Source organism: Bradyrhizobium sp. Ai1a-2 (assembly GCF_000426245.1).
In the GTDB taxonomy this organism is placed as follows: Bacteria; Pseudomonadota; Alphaproteobacteria; order Rhizobiales; family Xanthobacteraceae; genus Bradyrhizobium.
Map to the genome: position 1 here is coordinate 29,974 of NZ_AUEZ01000065.1, position 17,428 is coordinate 47,401.

Here is a 17,428-nt window from a genome sequence, read left to right on the forward strand (position 1 = left end):
TGAAACGCAGGCCGCGACCATGGAACTGACCGACCTTCAGACCTTCGCAGCCGTCGCCCGCCTCGGCGGCATCACCCGCGCCGCTGACGAGCTGCACACCGTGCAGTCCAATGTCACCCAGAGGATCAAGGCGCTCGAAGCCGAGATCGGCACCGCGCTGTTCGAACGGCACAGCCGCGGCATGACGCTGACCGGCGCCGGACGACGCCTGCTCCCCTATGCGCAACGAATGGCCGCGCTTTCGCGCGAAGCGATGCTCGCCGCGCGCGATGATGGCGAGCCGAAGGGACCGCTCGCGATCGGCTCCATGGAGACGACGGCCGCCGTCCGCCTGCCGGTGCTGCTTGCTGAATTCCATCGCCGCTTTCCGGCCGTGCGGCTGACGCTGAAGACCGCGACCACAACCGATCTCGTGACCGCCGTGCTCGACGGCACGCTGGACGGCGCCTTCGTCGCCGGTCCGATCGATCACGCCGAGCTCACGTCCACCCTCGCCTTCCGCGAAGAGCTGGTGCTGGTCACTGCGCGCCGCTGGGCCAACCTCGCCGCCTTGCGCGCGGGCACGTCGGAATCCGGACCGACCGCGCTGGTCTTCCGCACCGGCTGCACCTATCGCCAGCGGCTCGAGCAGATCTTCACCGACTTCGGCTGGCCCTCGGCCGCGCGCTTCGAGCTCGGCACGCTCGACGGCATGGTCGGCTGCGTCGCCGCCGACATGGGCGTGACGCTGTTGCCGCGCGTCGTCGTCGAGCGCAACGCGTTGCATGCCAGCGTCAGCATCCACACGCTCGACCCATCCTATGCGCGCGCAGAAACGATCTTCATCCAGCGCCGCAGCGCCCATCAATACAGCGCGCTGCAGAGTTTCGCCGCTTGCCTTGACCAGGATGATCGGGTCATCGCGGCCTGATCGTTCCGCTCCGCGAAATACCGAAGCCATATTTCTATGACGGAGCCATCACACGTTTGGCGCGTGTGGTGCGGCATGCGTCATCAAAAATTTTTGGATCGTTCCGCGCAGCTACGTTAGTATGTGGCGCTTTCTACCAACAACCATAACGTCAACATCTGGGAGGGACTGCGATGCGCACCGCATTCGTGTTGTGCTGTTCTGTTGCTTTGTTGGCTACGGTCGGAACGGCAAGCGCACAAGACTGGACCAAGTCGAAATGGGGGCCGAACGACGAGATCGGCGCCGCCAACTACATGACACCCGAGCTCGTCGTCAAAGCCGCGTCATTGGTGAAGACCGGCAAGACCTACGCGCTCGGCATTCCCGTCGACACCAAGACGCCGGCCTATCCGCCGCGCACCTTCAAGATCACCGTCGTCCAGCCCGGACAGGCCGGCAGCTCCGGCATCGGTCCGAACAAGGCTACATACAATGACGACATCCTCGACACCTGGGTCGGCATCGGCAGCCAGCTCGACGGCCTCGGCCATCTCGGCATCGAGCATGTCTACTACAACGGCAACAAGCTCGCCGATTTCGCCGATCCCACCGGCTTGAAGAAGCTCGGCATCGAGAAGGTGCCGCCGATGGTGGCGCGCGGCGTGCTGCTCGACATGGCCGCCTATTACAACACCGACGTGGTCAAGGAAGGCACCGCTTTCAACGTCAAGGAGATCGAGGAAGTTGCGAAGAAGCAGGGCGTCGAAATCCGCCAGGGCGACGTCGTGATCTTCCACACCGGCTGGCTCAGCCTGATCGGCAAGGATGACAAGCGCTATTCCGCGGGCGAACCCGGCCTCGGGGTCGAGGGTGCCAATTATCTCACCGGCAAGGGCGTGGTCGCCGTCGGTGCCGACACCTGGGCGGTCGAGACCATCCCGTTCGAAAGCCCCAACGTGTTCGAGGTGCACCAGATCCTGCTTGCCAAGAACGGCACCTACATCCTGGAGAACATGGATACCGCCGAGCTCGCCAAGGACAAGGGGTATGAGTTCCTGTTCGTGCTCGGGCAGCCGCGCTGGCGCGGCGGCGTGCAGAGCATGATCAACCCCATCGCGATCCGCTGACGGTCTCTCCACTCGGGCAGTATGACTCGCGGCAGCCCCCCATCCCGACCTTCCCCCTTTCAGGGGGAAGATCACTCGGTTTGCGCGTGCAACGCGCAAACCGGGTGGGGATCAGCTCTCTCCTACTTGCGCCTCTGCCCCCAGCGAGCCTCGTAGCCCGGGTGGAGCGCAGCGCAACCCGGGGCATTTGCGTCAGCGTTGGCGAGCGCTCCCGGGTTACGCTGCGCTCCACCCGGGCTACTGAAGAGAGAGCTTTGCCTCCGCACTGCACCACGTGTTAAGCGCATTGTCATGCCCGGCCCTGTCCTACCCCTGATCGAAGCTGTCGCGCACTGGCCCGAGCGCGGCGCGTTGATCGGGCTCGATCTCGGAACCAAGACCATCGGCGTTTCCGTCTCCGATCCCGATCGACGGCTGGCGACCGGCGTCGAGACCATCCAGCGCAAGGCGTTCAAGGCCGACGCAGCGCGGTTGCTCGCGATCGCTGGCGAGCGCAACGTGGTCGGCTTCGTGCTTGGGCTTCCCATCAATATGGACGGCAGCGAGGGGCCGCGGGCGCAATCGACCCGCGCCTTTGCGCGCAACCTCTCAAACTTGACGACGCTGGCAATCGGGCTCTGGGATGAGCGCCTCTCGACATCGGCCGTCGAGCGCGAACTGATCGGCATGGACGTCAGCCGCGCCAAGCGTGCCGAGGTGATCGACGAACACGCCGCGATCTTCATCCTGCAGGGCGCGCTGGATCGGCTGGCAAAATTGCGGGGCGAACGCTGAAGCATGGCCGTCGTCATCGCGGCGCTGTTGCCGACATTCCTTTTGATCGTGCTCGGCTTCATCCTGAAGCGGACACTGCTCAAGCCTGAGATGCAATGGCTGGGCCTGGAACGGCTGACCTATTACGTGCTGTTTCCGGTGCTCTTGATCCAGACGCTGGTGAAGGCCGATCTGACGAAGGTGCCGATCGGCGGCGTCGGCGGCGCGCTGTTCCTCTCGGCGCTGGCGATGTCGCTCCTGTGCCTCGCGCTGCGACCGTTGCTCGCGCGCAGCGGCGTCGACGGTCCCGCCTTCACCTCGGTGTTCCAGGGCGCCACCCGCTGGCAGACCTATGTCGCGCTCGCGGTGTCGGGCAGCCTCTACGGCGATGTCGGGCTGGCGCTCGCTTCCGTGGCGATGGTCGCGATCATCCCGCTGGTCAATGTGTTCAGCGTCTCCGTGCTCGCGCACTACGCCGCGCCGCAAAAGCAATCGGCGGGCACCATCGTCATGACGGTGGTGAAAAACCCGCTGATCTGGGCCTGCCTCGTCGGGCTCGTCTTGAACGTGACCCACTTCCCGCTGCCCAAGCTCTGGCATGACGTCGCCGATGCGCTCGGCCGCTCCTCGCTCGCGATCGGCCTGCTCGTCACCGGCGCCGGCCTGCACCTCGAAGGCATGTTGCGTCCGAGTCTTGCCGCCAGCGTCACGGTGTTCCTGAAGCTGATCGCCATGCCGGTACTCGGCGTGGCGCTTGGATTCGCGTTCGGCCTTTCCGGCCCGAGCCTTGTGATCGTCGCCGTGGGCTCGGCGGTACCCACTTCCTCCTCGGCCTATGTGCTCGCCCGCCAGATGGGCGGCGACGCACCGCTGCTCGCCCAGATCATCACGCTTCAGACGATACTGGCGGCGATCACGATGCCAATTGTGATTTCGCTCATCGCGTAGCACACCCCCGTCATTGCGAGCGAAGCGAAGCAATCCATAGTGCCACTCGCGTAGGCATGGATTGCTTCGCTCCGCTCGCAATGACGGCTGAGCAAGCGGCTACGACTGCCCCGCCAGCCACAACGTCTGCAGCGTCGCCGCCAGATTGTTCAGCCCATGCAGCACGATCGTGAGCCAGGTCGAGTTAGATCGGTAGCGGAGATACCCGAACAGGAGTCCGATCGAAAAAACCTCGCTCAGGAAGAACCAGTCGTATTGCAGATGCAGCACGGTCCAGACGAGCGACGACAGCAGGATCGCGCCTCCGGGCCGCAGGGCCGTTTCCGACCAGCCGCGATAGAGGAAGCCGCGGGCGAAAAGCTCTTCTGATATCGGCGCGGCAATGCAGAATGCGACGACGAGCAGCCAAAGCGCGCCTTCGGCCTGCGCCGCCTTCAACACCTCGCCCATGAAGCCCGGCGAGGCTTCGCGGCCGAGCGCGCGCGAGACCAACTCCCACACGCCAGCCAATAACGCCAGCGCGGCCACGCCGATGGCGAAGTTCTTCCAGGAGGTCCAGCGCAGCGCGAGGTAATCGGCAAAGGAAATCCGGGTCGGACGGATCGCGATCCAGAGCGCCAGCAGCACCCCTGGCAGTCCCGTGGTGACCGAGAGCGCAATGGTCCATCCACCGCCCAGAACGTGGACGGCGGTCGCGATATCGGGCGCGCCCTGCTTCAACATGAAATAGATGACGACGGCGAGCTGCCCGAGGAACAAGCCGCCGAACACGAACAATCCCCAGAGCGTCGTACCCCAGAATTTCCACACCCGCGGCGGCGATGGAGCGATGGTCAGCGGCGGATTTTCGGGACTAAGGCTATCCACTTCTTCTCTGCGTGGCACGAGAGGGGTAGATGCCCGGGTCGAGCCCGGGCATGATGGGATGTGCGGCATTCAATGTGGCAACGCCCGCTCCAGCAGCGCGCGGATGTCGCTCTCGGCAAGCTCCACCGCGCCGTACATGCCGGCATGCGTGGTGGCGAGCCGCGTCGCTGCGAACAGTTCGGCGTGACGCGGCATCACGCCATTGAGCGCGGCGCTCGCGGCCAGCAGCGCCAGCTTTTCGACCGCAAGCCGCGCGACGCGCTCGCTGTCGGACCTGCGGAACGCCTTGCCGATGAAGGCCACCGCCTCGCTTGCGCCTGATAGCCCTTGTGTCTCCGCGGCCAACTCCTGCAGGATCGCCGCTGCGGCGTCGGCCTCACGTGACAGCGCACGCAGCACGTCGAGGCACATCACATTGCCCGAGCCTTCCCAGATCGCATTGACCGGCGACTCCCGGTAATGCCGCGCCAGAATACCCTCCTCGACATAGCCGTTGCCGCCAAGGCACTCCATCGCCTCGTAGAGGAAGCCGGGCGCGCTCTTGCAGGTCCAGTATTTGATCGCTGGCGTGAGCAGCCTCATATAGGCGGCTTCCTTGGCATCATCGGGCGTCCGGTCGAACGCACGGCACAGCCGCATCACCAGTGCAATCGTTGCCTCGACATGCAGCGCCATGTCCGACAGCACCGCCTGCATCAGCGGCTGATCGGCAAGATGCTTCTGGAACACGCTGCGATGGCGCGCGTGATGCAGCGCATGCGCGAGCCCCGAGCGCATCAGGCCGGCGGAGGCGATCGCGCAATCCTGCCGCGTCAGTTGCACCATCTGGATGATGGTGCGGATGCCCTTGCCCTCCTCGCCGATCCGCTCCGCATAGGCGCCGTGGAATTCCACCTCCGACGATGCATTGGAGCGGTTGCCGAGCTTGTCCTTCAGGCGCTGGAAGTGGATGGCATTGACCGATCCATCCGGCGCAAAGCGCGGCATGAAGAAGCAGCTCAGGCCCTCCTCGGCCTGCGCCAGCACCAGGAATGCGTCGCACATCGGCGCCGACATGAACCATTTGTGCCCGGTGATGCGATACGCATCGCCGTCGCGCGCCGCGCGCGTCATGTTGGCGCGCACGTCGGTGCCGCCCTGCTTCTCGGTCATGCCCATGCCGAGCGTCATGCCGCGCTTCTCCCACCATGGCATGAAGCTCGGATCGTAGGAGCGTGTGGCAATCACCGGCATCGTCCGCGCCAGGAGATCCGGCTGCGAGGCCAGCGCGGCGACGGCGGCGCGGGTCATGGTGATCGGGCAGAGATGCCCGGTCTCGACCTGCGCGGCGATATAGAATTTTGCTGCGCGCACCACTTCCGCCGCGCCGCCCGCGGGCTTGCCGCTGGTGGTCCAGGTCGAGTTGTGCACGCCGGCATGCGCGCTGTGCGCCATCAATTCGTGATAGGCCGGATGAAACTCGACCACATCGCGCCGGTTGCCGCGGGCATCGAAGGCGCGCAGTTTCGGCGTGTTCTCATTGGCGATGCGGCCGCGCTCCGCCATGACCGACGAGCCCCAATGCTTGCCGAATTGCGCGAGCTCGCCTTTCGCCGAGCCGCCGCCATTGGCGACCACCGCCTCCAGCAGTGGCGTGTCGAGCGTGAACAGATCGACGTCCTCGAACGGCGGCGACTGGTTGAAGACCTCGTGGGTCGAGAAGCTCGATTGGGTCATGACGCTTCCTGAAAGCCGGAACTAAAGCATGATCCGGAAAAGTGCACACCGGTTTTCCCTCGCGACAAACGCGAAGCGTTTGCGCGGAGATCATGCTCAAACAAGGAGCTAAAGCGGGATGACGATTCGAAGAAAGTCATCACGCTTTAGCGCCGCGGCGGAATCGCGAAATCATAGGCCTGACCGCCCGTGCCGGGCAGCGAAAAATGCCACCACTCCTTGGAATAGTTGACAAAGCCCTGTCGCGCCATTGCGGCGACGAGCACCCTCCGCCACCGCCGCTGCTCTGGATTGATCGAGCGTGCGGCAGTATGCGCCTTGACGTCGGAGCAATCATAGCCCGTACCCATATCGACGCTGCCTTCCGGCGCCCGCTTTTCCACTGACGCCGTGCAGTCGGCATAGTCTCGTGCGGGATCGAACTTGCCGGAATTGTCAGCGGCAAGATCGACCAGCGTCAAATCGAGCGCGGCCCCGCTCGAATGGCCGGATCGTGCAGCGATATAGCCGAGGCGGAACAGATCGACCTTCCTGAACGCCGGATTGTAGCGCTTGCCGGCCGCCGTCTCCTTGCCATCTCGCGACCATGCGACCATGTCGGCGACCGCCCGCGCCGGCCGGTAGCAGTCGAACATCTTCAGCGAGAGCTTTTGCGCCGCAAGTTCCTGCTGCACGGCCTTCAGCCTGAGCCCGACCTGGCGCTTCACCACGCATTCGGCCGCGCCGTAGCCCCTTAGCGGCCGGCCGACGAAATTGTTCGGGCCGGCATAACGGATGTCCTGGATGATCGTGGGATCGATGTCGCGCAGGAACACGAAACCACCCGGCAACTGCTGTGCGCGGGCCGGCACGACCAAGGTGACGGCGATCAGCGCGATCACGACAATTTTCACGAAACTCCCCCATCACGGCCTGGCACGGCAAGACTACGACAGACCCGGGGATAACTCATCCGTCCCCTATTCCCGCTTGCCCCGCCGACCATCCCCGCCTATAGCTCTCGCTTTAATGACCCCATCATTGAAATCGACCTTTGTCCTCGGCCACCGGCATTTGCTGGGCATCGAGGGGCTTTCCGCTGCCGACATCACCGGGCTGCTCGACCTGTCCGAGGAATATGTCGAGCTCAACCGCCAGGTGGACAAGAAACGCGCATCCCTGCGCGGTCGCACCCAGGTCAACCTGTTTTTCGAGGCCTCGACCCGCACGCAATCCTCCTTCGAGATCGCGGGAAAAAGGCTGGGCGCCGACGTCATGAACATGTCGGTGTCCTCGTCCTCGATGCGCAAGGGCGAGACCTTGATGGATACCGCCGTGACGCTGAACGCGATGCACCCGGACATCCTGGTGGTGCGCCACTACGCCTCCGGCGCCGTGGAACTCCTGGCGCGGAAGGTTGACGGTTCCGTGATCAATGCCGGCGACGGCGCGCATGAGCATCCGACCCAGGCGCTGCTCGATGCGCTGACGATCCGCCGCAACAAGGGCAGGATCGAGGGGCTTGTGGTCGCGATTTGCGGCGACGTCATGCATTCCCGCGTCGCGCGCTCCAACATTCTCCTGCTCAACACCATGGGCGCCCGCGTCCGCGTGGTCGCGCCGTCGACGCTTCTGCCGCGCGGCATCGAGCGGATGGGGGTCGAAGTCGCCCGCGACATGCGCGAGGGGCTTGACGGTGCCGACATCGTGATGATGCTGCGCCTGCAGCGCGAGCGCATGAACGGCTCCTTCGTGCCGTCGTCGGGCGAATACTTCCAGTATTTCGGCCTCGACCAGAAGAAGCTGTCCTACGCCAAACCAGACGCGTTGGTGATGCATCCGGGGCCGATGAACCGCGGCGTCGAGATCGACTCGGCTGTCGCCGACGGCGCACAGTCGGTGATCCGCGAACAGGTCGAAATGGGGGTGGCAGTGCGGATGGCGGTGCTCGAAGCGCTCGCCCGCAACCTGCCGAACGCGTGAGATCAATGCTGACCGATCGTCGTCCAATCCTGCTTGCCAATGCCCGCGTCGTCGATCCCTCCCGCGATCTCGACGGGCCCGCCGACGTTTTGATCGCCGACGGCATGATCCGCGACTCCAAGCGCGGCATCGGCGCTGCCGGCGTCCCTGAAGGCACCGACATCGTCAATTGCGCCGGCAAGATCGTGGCTCCCGGCCTGATCGATATGCGCGCCTTTGTCGGCGAGCCTGGTGCAATCCATCGCGAAACCTTTGCGTCGGCAAGCCTCGCCGCAGCCGCCGGCGGCATCACCACCATCATCTGCCAGCCGAACACCTCGCCCGTGATCGACAATTCGGCGACCGTCGATTTCGTGATGCGCCGCGCGCGCGACACCGCGATCGTCAACATCCATCCGATGGCGGCGCTGACCAAGGGCCTGGGCGGCGAGGAGATGACCGAGATCGGCCTCTTGAAGGCCGCCGGCGCGGTCGCCTTCACCGACGGCGACAAGAGCGTCACCAACGCGCAGGTGATGCGCCGCGCGCTCACTTACGCCCGCGACTTCGACGCGCTGATCGTGCATCAGACCGAGGATCCCGACCTCGTCGGCGAAGGCGTGATGAACGAGGGCGAGTTTGCGACGAGGCTGGGGCTTGCCGGCATCCCGAACGCCGCCGAGTCGATCATGCTCGAGCGCGACGTGCGGCTCGCGGCGCTGACCGGCGGGCGCTATCACGCCGCCTCCCTCACCACGGCGGAGTCGCTTGAGATCCTCAAACGCGCCCGCGATGCCGGCGCCGACGTCTCGGCCTCGGTCTCGATCAACCACGTCACGCTGAACGAGAACGATATCGGGCCCTACCGGACGTTCCTGAAACTATCGCCGCCACTGCGCACCGAGGACGATCGCCAGGCATTGGTCGCGGCGCTGGCCTCCGGTCTCATCGACGTCATCATGTCCGACCACAATCCGCAGGACGTCGAGGTCAAGCGCCTGCCGTTCGCAGAGGCCGCTTTCGGCGCGGTCGGGCTGCAGACCATGCTGCCGGCGGCCCTGCGTTTGATCCATAATGGCGAGATGGACTTCAAGACCTTGATCCGCGCGATGTCGACCCGACCCGCCGAATTGCTGGGCCTGCCCGGCGGCTCGCTGCGTGCCGGCTCGCCGGCCGACGTGATCGTGATCGATCCGGATACGCCCTGGGTGCTCGATCCGGCCGACCTCAAATCGCTGTGCAAGAACACGCCGTTCGACGAGGCCCGCTTCTCCGGCCGCGTCGTGCGCACCATTGTCGGCGGGCGGACGGTGTATGAACATGTCTAAAGCGTTTTCAAGCGAAGTGGGTACCGGTTCGCGTCAAGAAAACGCGTCAAAGAAAAGAGATACCCGCGAAACAGATCGCGGCGGGAGCGCCGGCCATGCCCTCTGACGCCTTCCTGATCGTCGCATTCCTGATCGGCTATCTCTTCGGCTCGGTCCCGTTCGGCCTGGTGCTGACAAAGATCGCCGGCACGCAGGATCTGCGCTCGATCGGGTCCGGCAATATCGGCGCCACCAATGTGCTGCGCACCGGGCGCAAGGGGCTCGCCGCCGCGACGCTGATCTTCGACATGCTGAAGGGCACGGCTGCGGTGGTGCTGGCGGGCTATCTCGATGGCCCGAATGCGGCGATGGTGGCCGGGCTCGGCGCCTTCCTCGGCCATCTCTATCCGGTCTGGCTCAAATTCAAGGGCGGCAAGGGCGTCGCCACCTATATCGGCGTGCTGATCGGCCTGTTCTGGCCGGCTGCCGCGGTTTTTGGCGCAGTCTGGCTCGCTACCGCCTTCACGACGCGCTACTCGTCGCTCTCGGCGCTGGTGGCCGCCTTCGTCACTCCGATCTTCCTGTGGTGGTTCGGCCACGCTGCACTCGCCGCGCTCGCCGCGGTGCTGACGCTCTTGATGTTCTACACCCACCGCGAGAACATCAAGCGGCTGCAGGCGGGAACCGAGGGGCGCATCGGCCAAAAGGCCTAGAATTCGCCATCAACCTGTTGAGGACCGGTCACATCCGTTCGAAATTCTCTGGCGGTACTTGGCAAATGGCGACGTTGACTGTCATCCTGCGAGTCAAACGGCGTCATACGGTTGCGTCAGATGGACGAAATCGAACAGGATAGGATTAGCGGAATGAGCGCGCGCGATGTCGCGTCGCGGCCGGTGAGCATGTCCAGTGCGAGTGCCCTGCTCGCTGCCTCCGATATCTGGTCATTCTCCGATCACACACCGGCTGCGGACAGTTCAGCGGCCAAGGCCAGCACCGAAGCCGAGCGGCCTGCCGCCCCGCCACCACCGGATACCGTCCTGAACATGCAGTCGGCGCGGGCCGACGTACCGGCGCGCTCGCCAGGCAGTAAGCCGAAAAAGGCGGATGCAGGCGAATCGCTCGTCTGGCCCCCGCGAAAATTATCGCTGGCGCTGCAAGGTGGTGGCACCTTTGCCGCCTTCACCTGGGGCGCGCTCGAGCGGCTTTTGGAAGAACCGAGTTGTGCGTTCGACACCATCAGCGGCGCCAGCGCTGGCGCCGTCAACGCCGCGCTGCTCGCTTGCGGTCTGGTGGAAGGTGGTCGCGAAGGCGCGCGCGCCGCACTCAACCGGTTCTGGATGCGGATCATGCATGAGGCATCCTTCCGCTCGCTGATGCTGGTTGGAGGATTCTCGCCGGCGGGACGCTCGGTCGCGTTCGGGCCGACGCTGCGGTCCGGCCAGTTCGATCCGTTCGATCTCGATCCGCTGCGCCAGGCGCTGGCGAGAGACATCGATTTCACCGCGTTGCAGAGTCCCGCCTGCCCGAAACTTCTGGTTGCGGCAACGCGCGTCCGCGACGGCCGGCAGCAGGTGTTTGGCAATGCCGAGATCACCGCCGACGTGCTGCTCGCCTCGACCTGCCCACCCCTGATCCATTGCGCGGTCGAAATCGACGGCGAATCTTATTGGGATGGCGGCTTTGGCGCCAATCCTCCGCTCGTTCGATTGGTCCAGGAATCCGAGACCTCCAACGTGCTCGTCGTTCAGGTCACGCCGGCGCGCGACAGCTATGTGCCGATCACGCCCGCTGCCATCGATCGCCGCCTCGACCAGATCACGGCCAATTCCGTGCTCAATGCCGAGATCGCCGCGCTGGAATGGGCGCGTCCTGCAGCAGCCCCCTCGCTGCGGCTGTTCCGGATTGCAGCGGAAGACGAGATCGACGGGCTCGCCCAGCGCAGCGCCACTGATCTGGGACCCGGCTTCATTCGCCAACTGCATCGGAGCGGGCGCAAGGCTGCCGAGCGTTTCCTGGCGCAAGACGCCGGCTCGACGCGGATCGAATCGCCGCGCAAGGCGCGCGTCGCCGAGCCTGCGCTCCTATAGTTTCGCCAGCGCCATTTCGACAAAGCGCGCCGCCGCGAGCGCCTTGGCGTCGGCGCCGAACGGCGCGATCACCTGCACGCCGACAGGCAAATTGCCCTCGGCCACATAGGCCGGCACGTTGACGCAGGGAACGCCCATCAGCGTCCAAAGCCGGTTGTAGCGGGGATCTCCGGTCGACGAGAGCCCTTTCGGCGCAGCGCCGGGCGCCGAGAGCGTCAGCAGCACATCGACATCGCCAAATGTTTCGGCGAGGGCCTGCCGCGCGCGGCCGGCGATCTCGATCGCCTCGTCATATTGAGCCGCAGTGACATCCCTGCTCGCGTCGAGGCGGCCGCGTAGCAATGGCGGCATCGCGTCATGCTTCTCGCGATATTCCCAGGCGAACGACCGGTGCGCTTCAAAATCCTGCACCACCGGGTGAAGGCGCCAGGCTTCCGCAACGATCTCAGGCAATGACAGCGCGCGCACCGAAGCGCCGGCGCGCTCGGCCGCCTGCGCCGCGATCCGCAGTGCCTCCGCGCCTGAAACATCGGGCGCACCGGCAAAGTCCTGCGCGACGACGCCGATCCGCGGCGTCGCAATCGCGTCGGGCAAACGCAGCGCTGGCCGCCCCGTCATCGCCGCCAGCGCTACCGCGAGGTCGCTCACCCCTGAAGCGAACAGGCCGACGGTATCGAGCGTCCAGGAGAAGCATTTGACGCCGACCGTCGGCAGCAGCCGGTAGGACGGCTTGATCGCGGCCACGCCGCAAAACGACGCCGGCCGGATCACCGAGCCTGCCGTCTGCGTCCCCAGCGCCAGCGGAATCATCCCGGCCGCGACCGCTGCCGCCGAGCCCGCCGACGATCCGCCCGGCGTGTGGCCATGATTGCGCGGGTTGAGCGTCGCCGTCGGATCGTTGGCGGCGAACGCCGTCGTCGTGGTCTTGCCGACGATGGTGGCGCCGGCCTGCTTCAGCATCATCACCACAGACGCATCGGCGCGCGGACGGTTTCCGCGGTAGATCGACGCCCCCATCTCGGTCGCGAGATCCGCGGTGTCGATGATGTCCTTGATCCCGACCGCAATACCACGCAGCGGCCCCGACGCTTGCGCGCGCGGATTTTCCGCCCGCGACGCGAAGGCGCCGGTCGTCTTCTCCTGCGTGTCGATCGCAGCGAGCGATTGGGCGAGCGCTGCGGCGGGCGAGAGTTCGCCCTGCTCGATGCGACGGGTAAGTTCGGCAACCGAAATCATCGGGAATTCCTCCCTTCGTTGGTCGGATTGCTTTTACGGACCGCCTCGCGATCGGGCAAGGCGCGCCAGCGAATGGCTGATCGCCGGCCCCGTTGCCTGCGCGCTGCGGTTGATCCATGCTGACGCCATGCACGACCGTCCCTCCAGGCACGAACTCGCCGATACCGAACGTCTCGACCGCCTGCGGCTGATCCGCTCGGAGAACGTCGGCCCGCGCACTTTCCGCGCGCTGCTCAAGCATTTCGGCGACGCCCGCACCGCACTCGAGCACCTGCCCGACATGGCGCGCCGCGGCGGCAGCGGTGCGGGACGCATCTGCACGGTCGAGGAAGCGAAGGCCGAGCTTGCGGCCTGCAACAGGTACGGCGTCAGCCTGGTCGCGCCGGGCGAAGCCTCCTATCCGACGCGGCTTGCCACGATCGATGACGCGCCGCCGCTGCTCGCAGTACGCGGCGCGCTCGACGTGCTGGCGCGGCCGATGATCGCGATCGTCGGCTCGCGCAACGCCTCAGGTGCCGGGCTGAAATTCGCCGCTACCCTCGCCCACGATCTCGGCGATGCCGGTTTCATCGTGATCTCCGGCCTTGCCCGTGGCATCGACCAGGCTGCGCATCGCGCCACCGTCGAGACCGGCACGGTCGCGGTGCTCGCCGGCGGCCATGACCGGATCTATCCGCCCGAGCATGAGGACCTGCTCGCGGCCTTGCTCGAACGTGGCGCTGCGATCTCCGAAATGCCGCTCGGCCATGTCCCGCGTGCCCGCGACTTTCCGCGCCGCAATCGCCTGATCTCGGGTGCGGCGCTCGGCGTCGTCATCGTCGAAGCCGCGCATCGCTCGGGCTCGCTGATCACCGCGCGCATGGCCGCCGAACAGGGCCGCGAAGTGTTCGCCGTGCCCGGCTCCCCGCTCGATCCGCGCGCCGCCGGCACCAACGATCTGATCAAGCAGGGCGCGGCGCTCGTGACCTGCGCGAGCGACATCATCAACGCGGTCCAGCCGATCATGGAGCGGCCGTTCGCGCTCGAGGCACGTGAAAGCGATGACGAGCCGCTCGATTTCGATACCGATCCGAGCGAGCGTGAACGCATCGTGGCGCTGCTCGGCCCGACCCCGGTCAGCCTCGACGACCTGATCCGGATGTCGGGCCTGTCCGCCACCATCGTTCGCACGGTGCTGCTCGAGCTTGAGCTTGCCGGCCGTCTCGAACGCCACGGCGGCGGACTGTTGTCGCTCGCGTAAGCTTTCGTAGCCCGGGTGGAGCGAAGCGCAACCCGGGGCATCCGTGTCAACGGTGAGAGCGGTCCCGGGTTACGCTCCGCTTCACCCGGGCTACGCATCCAATCTCTTCAATCGCGATCGTTGCGCGTATCGAACTCGCCTCGCGCGCGCTCGATCTCGGGCAAATGCTCGAACGCCCACTGGCCGAGCGCCTGCACCGGCCGCGCAAGCCCGCGGCCGAGATCGGTCAGCTCATAGTCGACGCGCGGCGGGATGGTCGGAAACACCGTGCGCGTGACCAGCCCGTCGCGCTCCAGCCCGCGCAGCGTCAGGGTCAGCATCCGCTGCGAGATGCCGCCGATCGTGCGCTTGAGCTCGTTGAAGCGTCGCGGCCCGTCGCCGAGCAGCATGATCACCAGCACGCTCCATTTGTCGCCGACCCGCGCCAGCACCGAGGCCACGCCACGGCAGTCACTGCCGGTATGCGGGATGGGCTCCAGCACAGGCACATGGATGTGCTTGGGTTTCACTGATGTGCTCCGGTTAGAAAAATGTGCGTTCTTGCGGGGTTTTGCCATGGTCACTCATATAGCGCCAGTTACAAACTTATACCAAAGGGTGACACCAACCATGAAACTCCTGCATCTCGACTCCAGCGTACTGGGCCCCCACTCCGTCAGCCGTCAGGTTTCCGCCGCCATCGTCGACCGGCTGCGCAAGACCCATCCCGGCATCGAGGTCACCTATCGCGACCTCACGACGACGCCGCTCGCCCATCTCTCGGGTTCCCATCTCGCCGCGAGCCAGGGAGCCACCCCCGAGGCCTCGCTGCAGGCGGACATCGCCGCAGGCCAGCAGGTCCTGGATGAGTTCCTGGCGGCCGACATCGTCGTGCTCGGCGCGCCCATGTACAATTTCACCATCCCGACCCAGCTCAAGGCCTGGATCGATCGCATCCTGGTTGCCGGCAAGACGTTCAAGTACAGCGCCGCCGGCGTCGAGGGCCTCGCCGGCAACAAGCGCGTCATCGTCGCGGTCTCGCGTGGCGGCTTCTACGGCGCAGACACGCCAGCCGCCGTCGGCGAGCATCTGGAGACTTATTTGCGCTGGGTGTTCGGCTTCATCGGAATCACGAAGCCTGAAATCATCTCCGCCGACGGAATTCAGGTCGGGCCGGAGCATCGGGAAAAAGCCGTCTCAGGCGCGCTGCAGGCCGCAGGCAATCTCGACGCGGCTTGAGCAGATCGATTTACGTCATGGCCGGTCTCGTCACCGGCCATGACGTAACTGCTAATGCCAGCCGCCTTGCTCGGCGAAGATCACGGCGACCACCGAAATCAACATGCCGATCCCGGCAAACAGGGCGACGGAAGCAAAGTCCGCGCTGTCTGTTTTCTGCGGGGCGCGGCCCGAAGTGGAGACTCGGATGGTGGTTGGCATGGCTGCTCTCCAAGCCCAATGGTCAAAGAAACTCCCTGCCCATCAGAACTGTCTTGGCAGCCACGACCAAGGTTCAACAGCTTGCACCCAGTGCGACGAAATAGCTGGCAGGCTGAACCGGCGTCCGCTTTGTTCGAAAACGCTTCAGCCGGATCATGCTCTATTGCCGCGGGCTCTGCCCCCGATAGATCGGAGCGCCGGCGGGCAAGCCAGTGGCGCCGCCATCGACGAACAGTTCCTGCCCTTGGATGTGGGCGGAATCGTCGGAAGCCAGGAACAGCACCGTTTTCGAGATGTGGTCGGGTTCGCCGAGCCCGCGCAGCGGCGTCGACCGGGCGATGCGTGCCTCGAACGCCTTTTCTGCTTCTGGGGTTGCGGTCGCGGCGCCCCAGATCGGCGTGCGGATGGCACCCGGCGCGACCACGTTGACTCGAATGCCGCGCGGCGAGAGTTCGGAGGCCATCACGCGCGCCATCGCGCGCACGCCGCCCTTGCTCGCGGCATAGGCCGAATAACCCGGATTTCCCTGCACCGAGATCACCGAGCCGTTGAGGATGACCGAAGCGCCGTCATTGAGGTGCGGTACGGCCGCCTGCACCGTGAAGAACACGGCAGTCAGATTGGTGCGGATCACCTGCTCGAAGGCCGCGAGCGTCGTGCCGCCAAGCGGCGTCTGGCCGGGAATGCCGGCATTGGCGAAGAGGATGTCGAGCTTGCCGAATTTCTGTGCGGCCTTCGCGACCGCGGCCTCTGTCGCTGCAACGTCGGTGGCATCGGCGACGATCGCAACCGCATTCGGTCCCAGTTCCTGCGCGGCCGCTTCCAGCGTCGCCTGGTTTCGCCCGGTGATCGCAACCTTGGCGCCTTCCTGAACAAACAGACGTGCGGTCGCTAGACCGATGCCGCTGTTGCCCCCTGTGATCAATGCCGTCTTGTTCGCCAGTCTCACGCTATCCTCCAGTGATCGGTCGTGGTTGCATTATTAAACTACGTTGGACAAGTAGACGATCTGGTCTTATAATGCAACTACACAAGCCTGTGATATGTTTCGACGGAGATCCTGATGGTGAAGCGGACAAGCCTTGAGGGCGCGGAATGCCCGATCGCGCGCTCGCTGGATGTGCTGGGCGACTGGTGGTCGCTATTGATCATCCGTGATGCCCTGATGGGCCGGCGCCGCTTCGGCGAATTCCAGAAGAGCCTGGGGCTCGCGAGGAACATCCTCACCGTGCGGCTGCGCGCGCTGGTCGACCAGGGCATCCTGGAATTGGTCCCCGCCTCCGACGGCAGCGTCTATCAGGAATATGTGCTGACCCCGAAGGGATTTGGGGTCTTCCCGATCCTGGTGGCGCTCCGGCAATGGAGCGAGGAATTCGACGACCATCCGGAAGAGATCGGCACCACCATGGTCGACCGCGAGCAAGGCAAGCCGGTGAAGAAACTCGCGCTCCATTCCCAGGGCGGCCGGCCCCTCTCATTCGCCGACATCACGTTGAAGCGCGGCGCGCCCAAGCGGGCGAAACGTGCGGGGGCGCTGCGCTCGCAATGACGATGTGGTTGCTTTGGGTGCGACAAAACAACTCGACGGGCAAATCACCCAAAAGTCTGTCCAGCCCTCGCGCGAAAAACATTCCGCTTCCGCCGTCGGGCAAATCAGTGATTTAACTCCGCGCGTCTCACGGCGGATGAGGGGCGGCTCGCGATCGTCACGAACGTTGCGGTGAGATGCGGTGGACGCGGGTGTTGCGACTGACGAGCGCGGCACTGGCGGACGGCGAAGTCGTGTGGTCCTGGCGCCCCGACGCTGGCGCTAAGCCTTTCGCGCGAACTTTGTTCGCGCTTGAGGTGACGGTGGCAAGAAAGCCCGGTCACCGGCTATCCGATTCACACAT

General features: G+C 65.3%; 18 protein-coding genes. 11 read left to right on the forward strand and 7 right to left on the reverse strand.

Going from position 1 to position 17,428, the window contains the following annotated elements; genetic code table 11:
- The first annotated feature begins 19 nt into the window (after nt 1–19).
- The 4 genes from K288_RS0131775 (at nt 20) to K288_RS0131790 (ending at nt 3,720) form a co-directional block, all read left to right on the forward strand.
- Nucleotides 20–910, forward strand: coding sequence for a LysR family transcriptional regulator (locus tag K288_RS0131775; protein WP_027583176.1), 891 nt, complete (start codon nt 20–22; stop codon nt 908–910).
- Between the two features lie 173 nt (nt 911–1,083).
- The gene (locus tag K288_RS0131780) at nt 1,084–2,019 is read left to right on the forward strand and encodes a cyclase family protein (RefSeq protein WP_027583177.1); all 936 of its coding nucleotides are present in this window, start codon (nt 1,084–1,086) and stop codon (nt 2,017–2,019) included.
- Nucleotides 2,020–2,310: 291 nt separating this feature from the next.
- Nucleotides 2,311–2,793 (forward strand): Holliday junction resolvase RuvX, encoded by a 483-nt coding sequence (ruvX, locus tag K288_RS0131785; RefSeq protein WP_027583178.1) that lies wholly within the window; start codon nt 2,311–2,313, stop codon nt 2,791–2,793.
- Between the two features lie 3 nt (nt 2,794–2,796).
- Nucleotides 2,797–3,720, forward strand: a complete 924-nt coding sequence (locus K288_RS0131790; RefSeq protein WP_027583179.1) for an AEC family transporter — start codon at nt 2,797–2,799, stop codon at nt 3,718–3,720.
- 99 nt (nt 3,721–3,819) lie between these two features.
- Here K288_RS0131790 and K288_RS0131795 read toward each other — a convergent pair whose 3' ends face one another.
- The 3 genes from K288_RS0131795 to K288_RS0131805 all read right to left on the reverse strand — a co-directional run bounded on the left by K288_RS0131795 (nt 3,820) and on the right by K288_RS0131805 (nt 7,196).
- Nucleotides 3,820–4,587: a type II CAAX endopeptidase family protein gene (locus K288_RS0131795; RefSeq protein ID WP_027583180.1), complete on the reverse strand. Its 768-nt coding sequence runs from the start codon at nt 4,585–4,587 to the stop codon at nt 3,820–3,822.
- A gap of 69 nt (nt 4,588–4,656) precedes the next feature.
- Nucleotides 4,657–6,303, reverse strand: a complete 1,647-nt coding sequence (locus K288_RS0131800; protein ID WP_027583181.1) for an acyl-CoA dehydrogenase family protein — start codon at nt 6,301–6,303, stop codon at nt 4,657–4,659.
- Nucleotides 6,304–6,449: 146 nt separating this feature from the next.
- Complete coding sequence (locus K288_RS0131805) at nt 6,450–7,196, reverse strand: M15 family metallopeptidase (protein ID WP_027583182.1); 747 nt, start codon at nt 7,194–7,196, stop codon at nt 6,450–6,452.
- 115 nt (nt 7,197–7,311) lie between these two features.
- Here K288_RS0131805 and K288_RS0131810 point away from each other — a divergent pair, with 115 nt between their 5' ends.
- The 4 genes from K288_RS0131810 (at nt 7,312) to K288_RS0131825 (ending at nt 11,641) form a co-directional block, all read left to right on the forward strand.
- The gene (locus tag K288_RS0131810; protein ID WP_027583183.1) at nt 7,312–8,265 is read left to right on the forward strand and encodes an aspartate carbamoyltransferase catalytic subunit; all 954 of its coding nucleotides are present in this window, start codon (nt 7,312–7,314) and stop codon (nt 8,263–8,265) included.
- A gap of 5 nt (nt 8,266–8,270) precedes the next feature.
- Nucleotides 8,271–9,572, forward strand: a complete 1,302-nt coding sequence (locus K288_RS0131815) for a dihydroorotase (RefSeq protein WP_027583184.1) — start codon at nt 8,271–8,273, stop codon at nt 9,570–9,572.
- Nucleotides 9,573–9,667: 95 nt separating this feature from the next.
- On the forward strand, nt 9,668–10,264 hold the full coding sequence (gene plsY / locus K288_RS0131820; RefSeq protein WP_027583185.1) for a glycerol-3-phosphate 1-O-acyltransferase PlsY: 597 nt from the start codon (nt 9,668–9,670) through the stop codon (nt 10,262–10,264).
- Nucleotides 10,265–10,417: 153 nt separating this feature from the next.
- Nucleotides 10,418–11,641, forward strand: coding sequence for a patatin-like phospholipase family protein (locus K288_RS0131825; RefSeq protein ID WP_043161254.1), 1,224 nt, complete (start codon nt 10,418–10,420; stop codon nt 11,639–11,641).
- Here K288_RS0131825 and K288_RS0131830 read toward each other — a convergent pair.
- Nucleotides 11,636–12,877: an amidase gene (locus K288_RS0131830; protein WP_027583187.1), complete on the reverse strand. Its 1,242-nt coding sequence runs from the start codon at nt 12,875–12,877 to the stop codon at nt 11,636–11,638. The genes K288_RS0131825 and K288_RS0131830 overlap by 6 nt on opposite strands.
- Nucleotides 12,878–13,004: 127 nt before the next feature.
- On the opposite strand from K288_RS0131830, the gene dprA reads away from it, so the two are divergent.
- Nucleotides 13,005–14,117 carry a DNA-processing protein DprA gene (dprA, locus tag K288_RS0131835; RefSeq protein ID WP_027583188.1) on the forward strand — a complete coding sequence of 371 codons (1,113 nt, stop codon included), beginning with the start codon at nt 13,005–13,007 and terminating at the stop codon, nt 14,115–14,117.
- A gap of 107 nt (nt 14,118–14,224) precedes the next feature.
- Here dprA and K288_RS0131840 read toward each other — a convergent pair whose 3' ends face one another.
- The gene (locus K288_RS0131840; protein ID WP_027583189.1) at nt 14,225–14,626 is read right to left on the reverse strand and encodes a helix-turn-helix domain-containing protein; all 402 of its coding nucleotides are present in this window, start codon (nt 14,624–14,626) and stop codon (nt 14,225–14,227) included.
- Nucleotides 14,627–14,726: 100 nt separating this feature from the next.
- Here K288_RS0131840 and K288_RS0131845 point away from each other — a divergent pair, with 100 nt between their 5' ends.
- Entirely contained in the window at nt 14,727–15,335 is a 609-nt protein-coding gene (locus K288_RS0131845; RefSeq protein ID WP_027583190.1) for an FMN-dependent NADH-azoreductase, read from the forward strand.
- A gap of 51 nt (nt 15,336–15,386) precedes the next feature.
- On the opposite strand, the gene K288_RS54265 is transcribed toward K288_RS0131845, so the two are convergent.
- Both K288_RS54265 and K288_RS0131855 read right to left on the reverse strand, forming a co-directional pair.
- Nucleotides 15,387–15,536, reverse strand: a complete 150-nt coding sequence (locus tag K288_RS54265; protein ID WP_201449750.1) for a hypothetical protein — start codon at nt 15,534–15,536, stop codon at nt 15,387–15,389.
- A 160-nt stretch (nt 15,537–15,696) separates the two neighbouring features.
- Entirely contained in the window at nt 15,697–16,485 is a 789-nt protein-coding gene (locus tag K288_RS0131855) for a glucose 1-dehydrogenase (RefSeq protein ID WP_027583191.1), read from the reverse strand.
- Nucleotides 16,486–16,599: 114 nt separating this feature from the next.
- Here K288_RS0131855 and K288_RS0131860 point away from each other — a divergent pair, with 114 nt between their 5' ends.
- Nucleotides 16,600–17,085 carry a helix-turn-helix domain-containing protein gene (locus K288_RS0131860; protein WP_027583192.1) on the forward strand — a complete coding sequence of 162 codons (486 nt, stop codon included), beginning with the start codon at nt 16,600–16,602 and terminating at the stop codon, nt 17,083–17,085.
- The last annotated feature ends 343 nt before the right edge of the window (nt 17,086–17,428 follow it).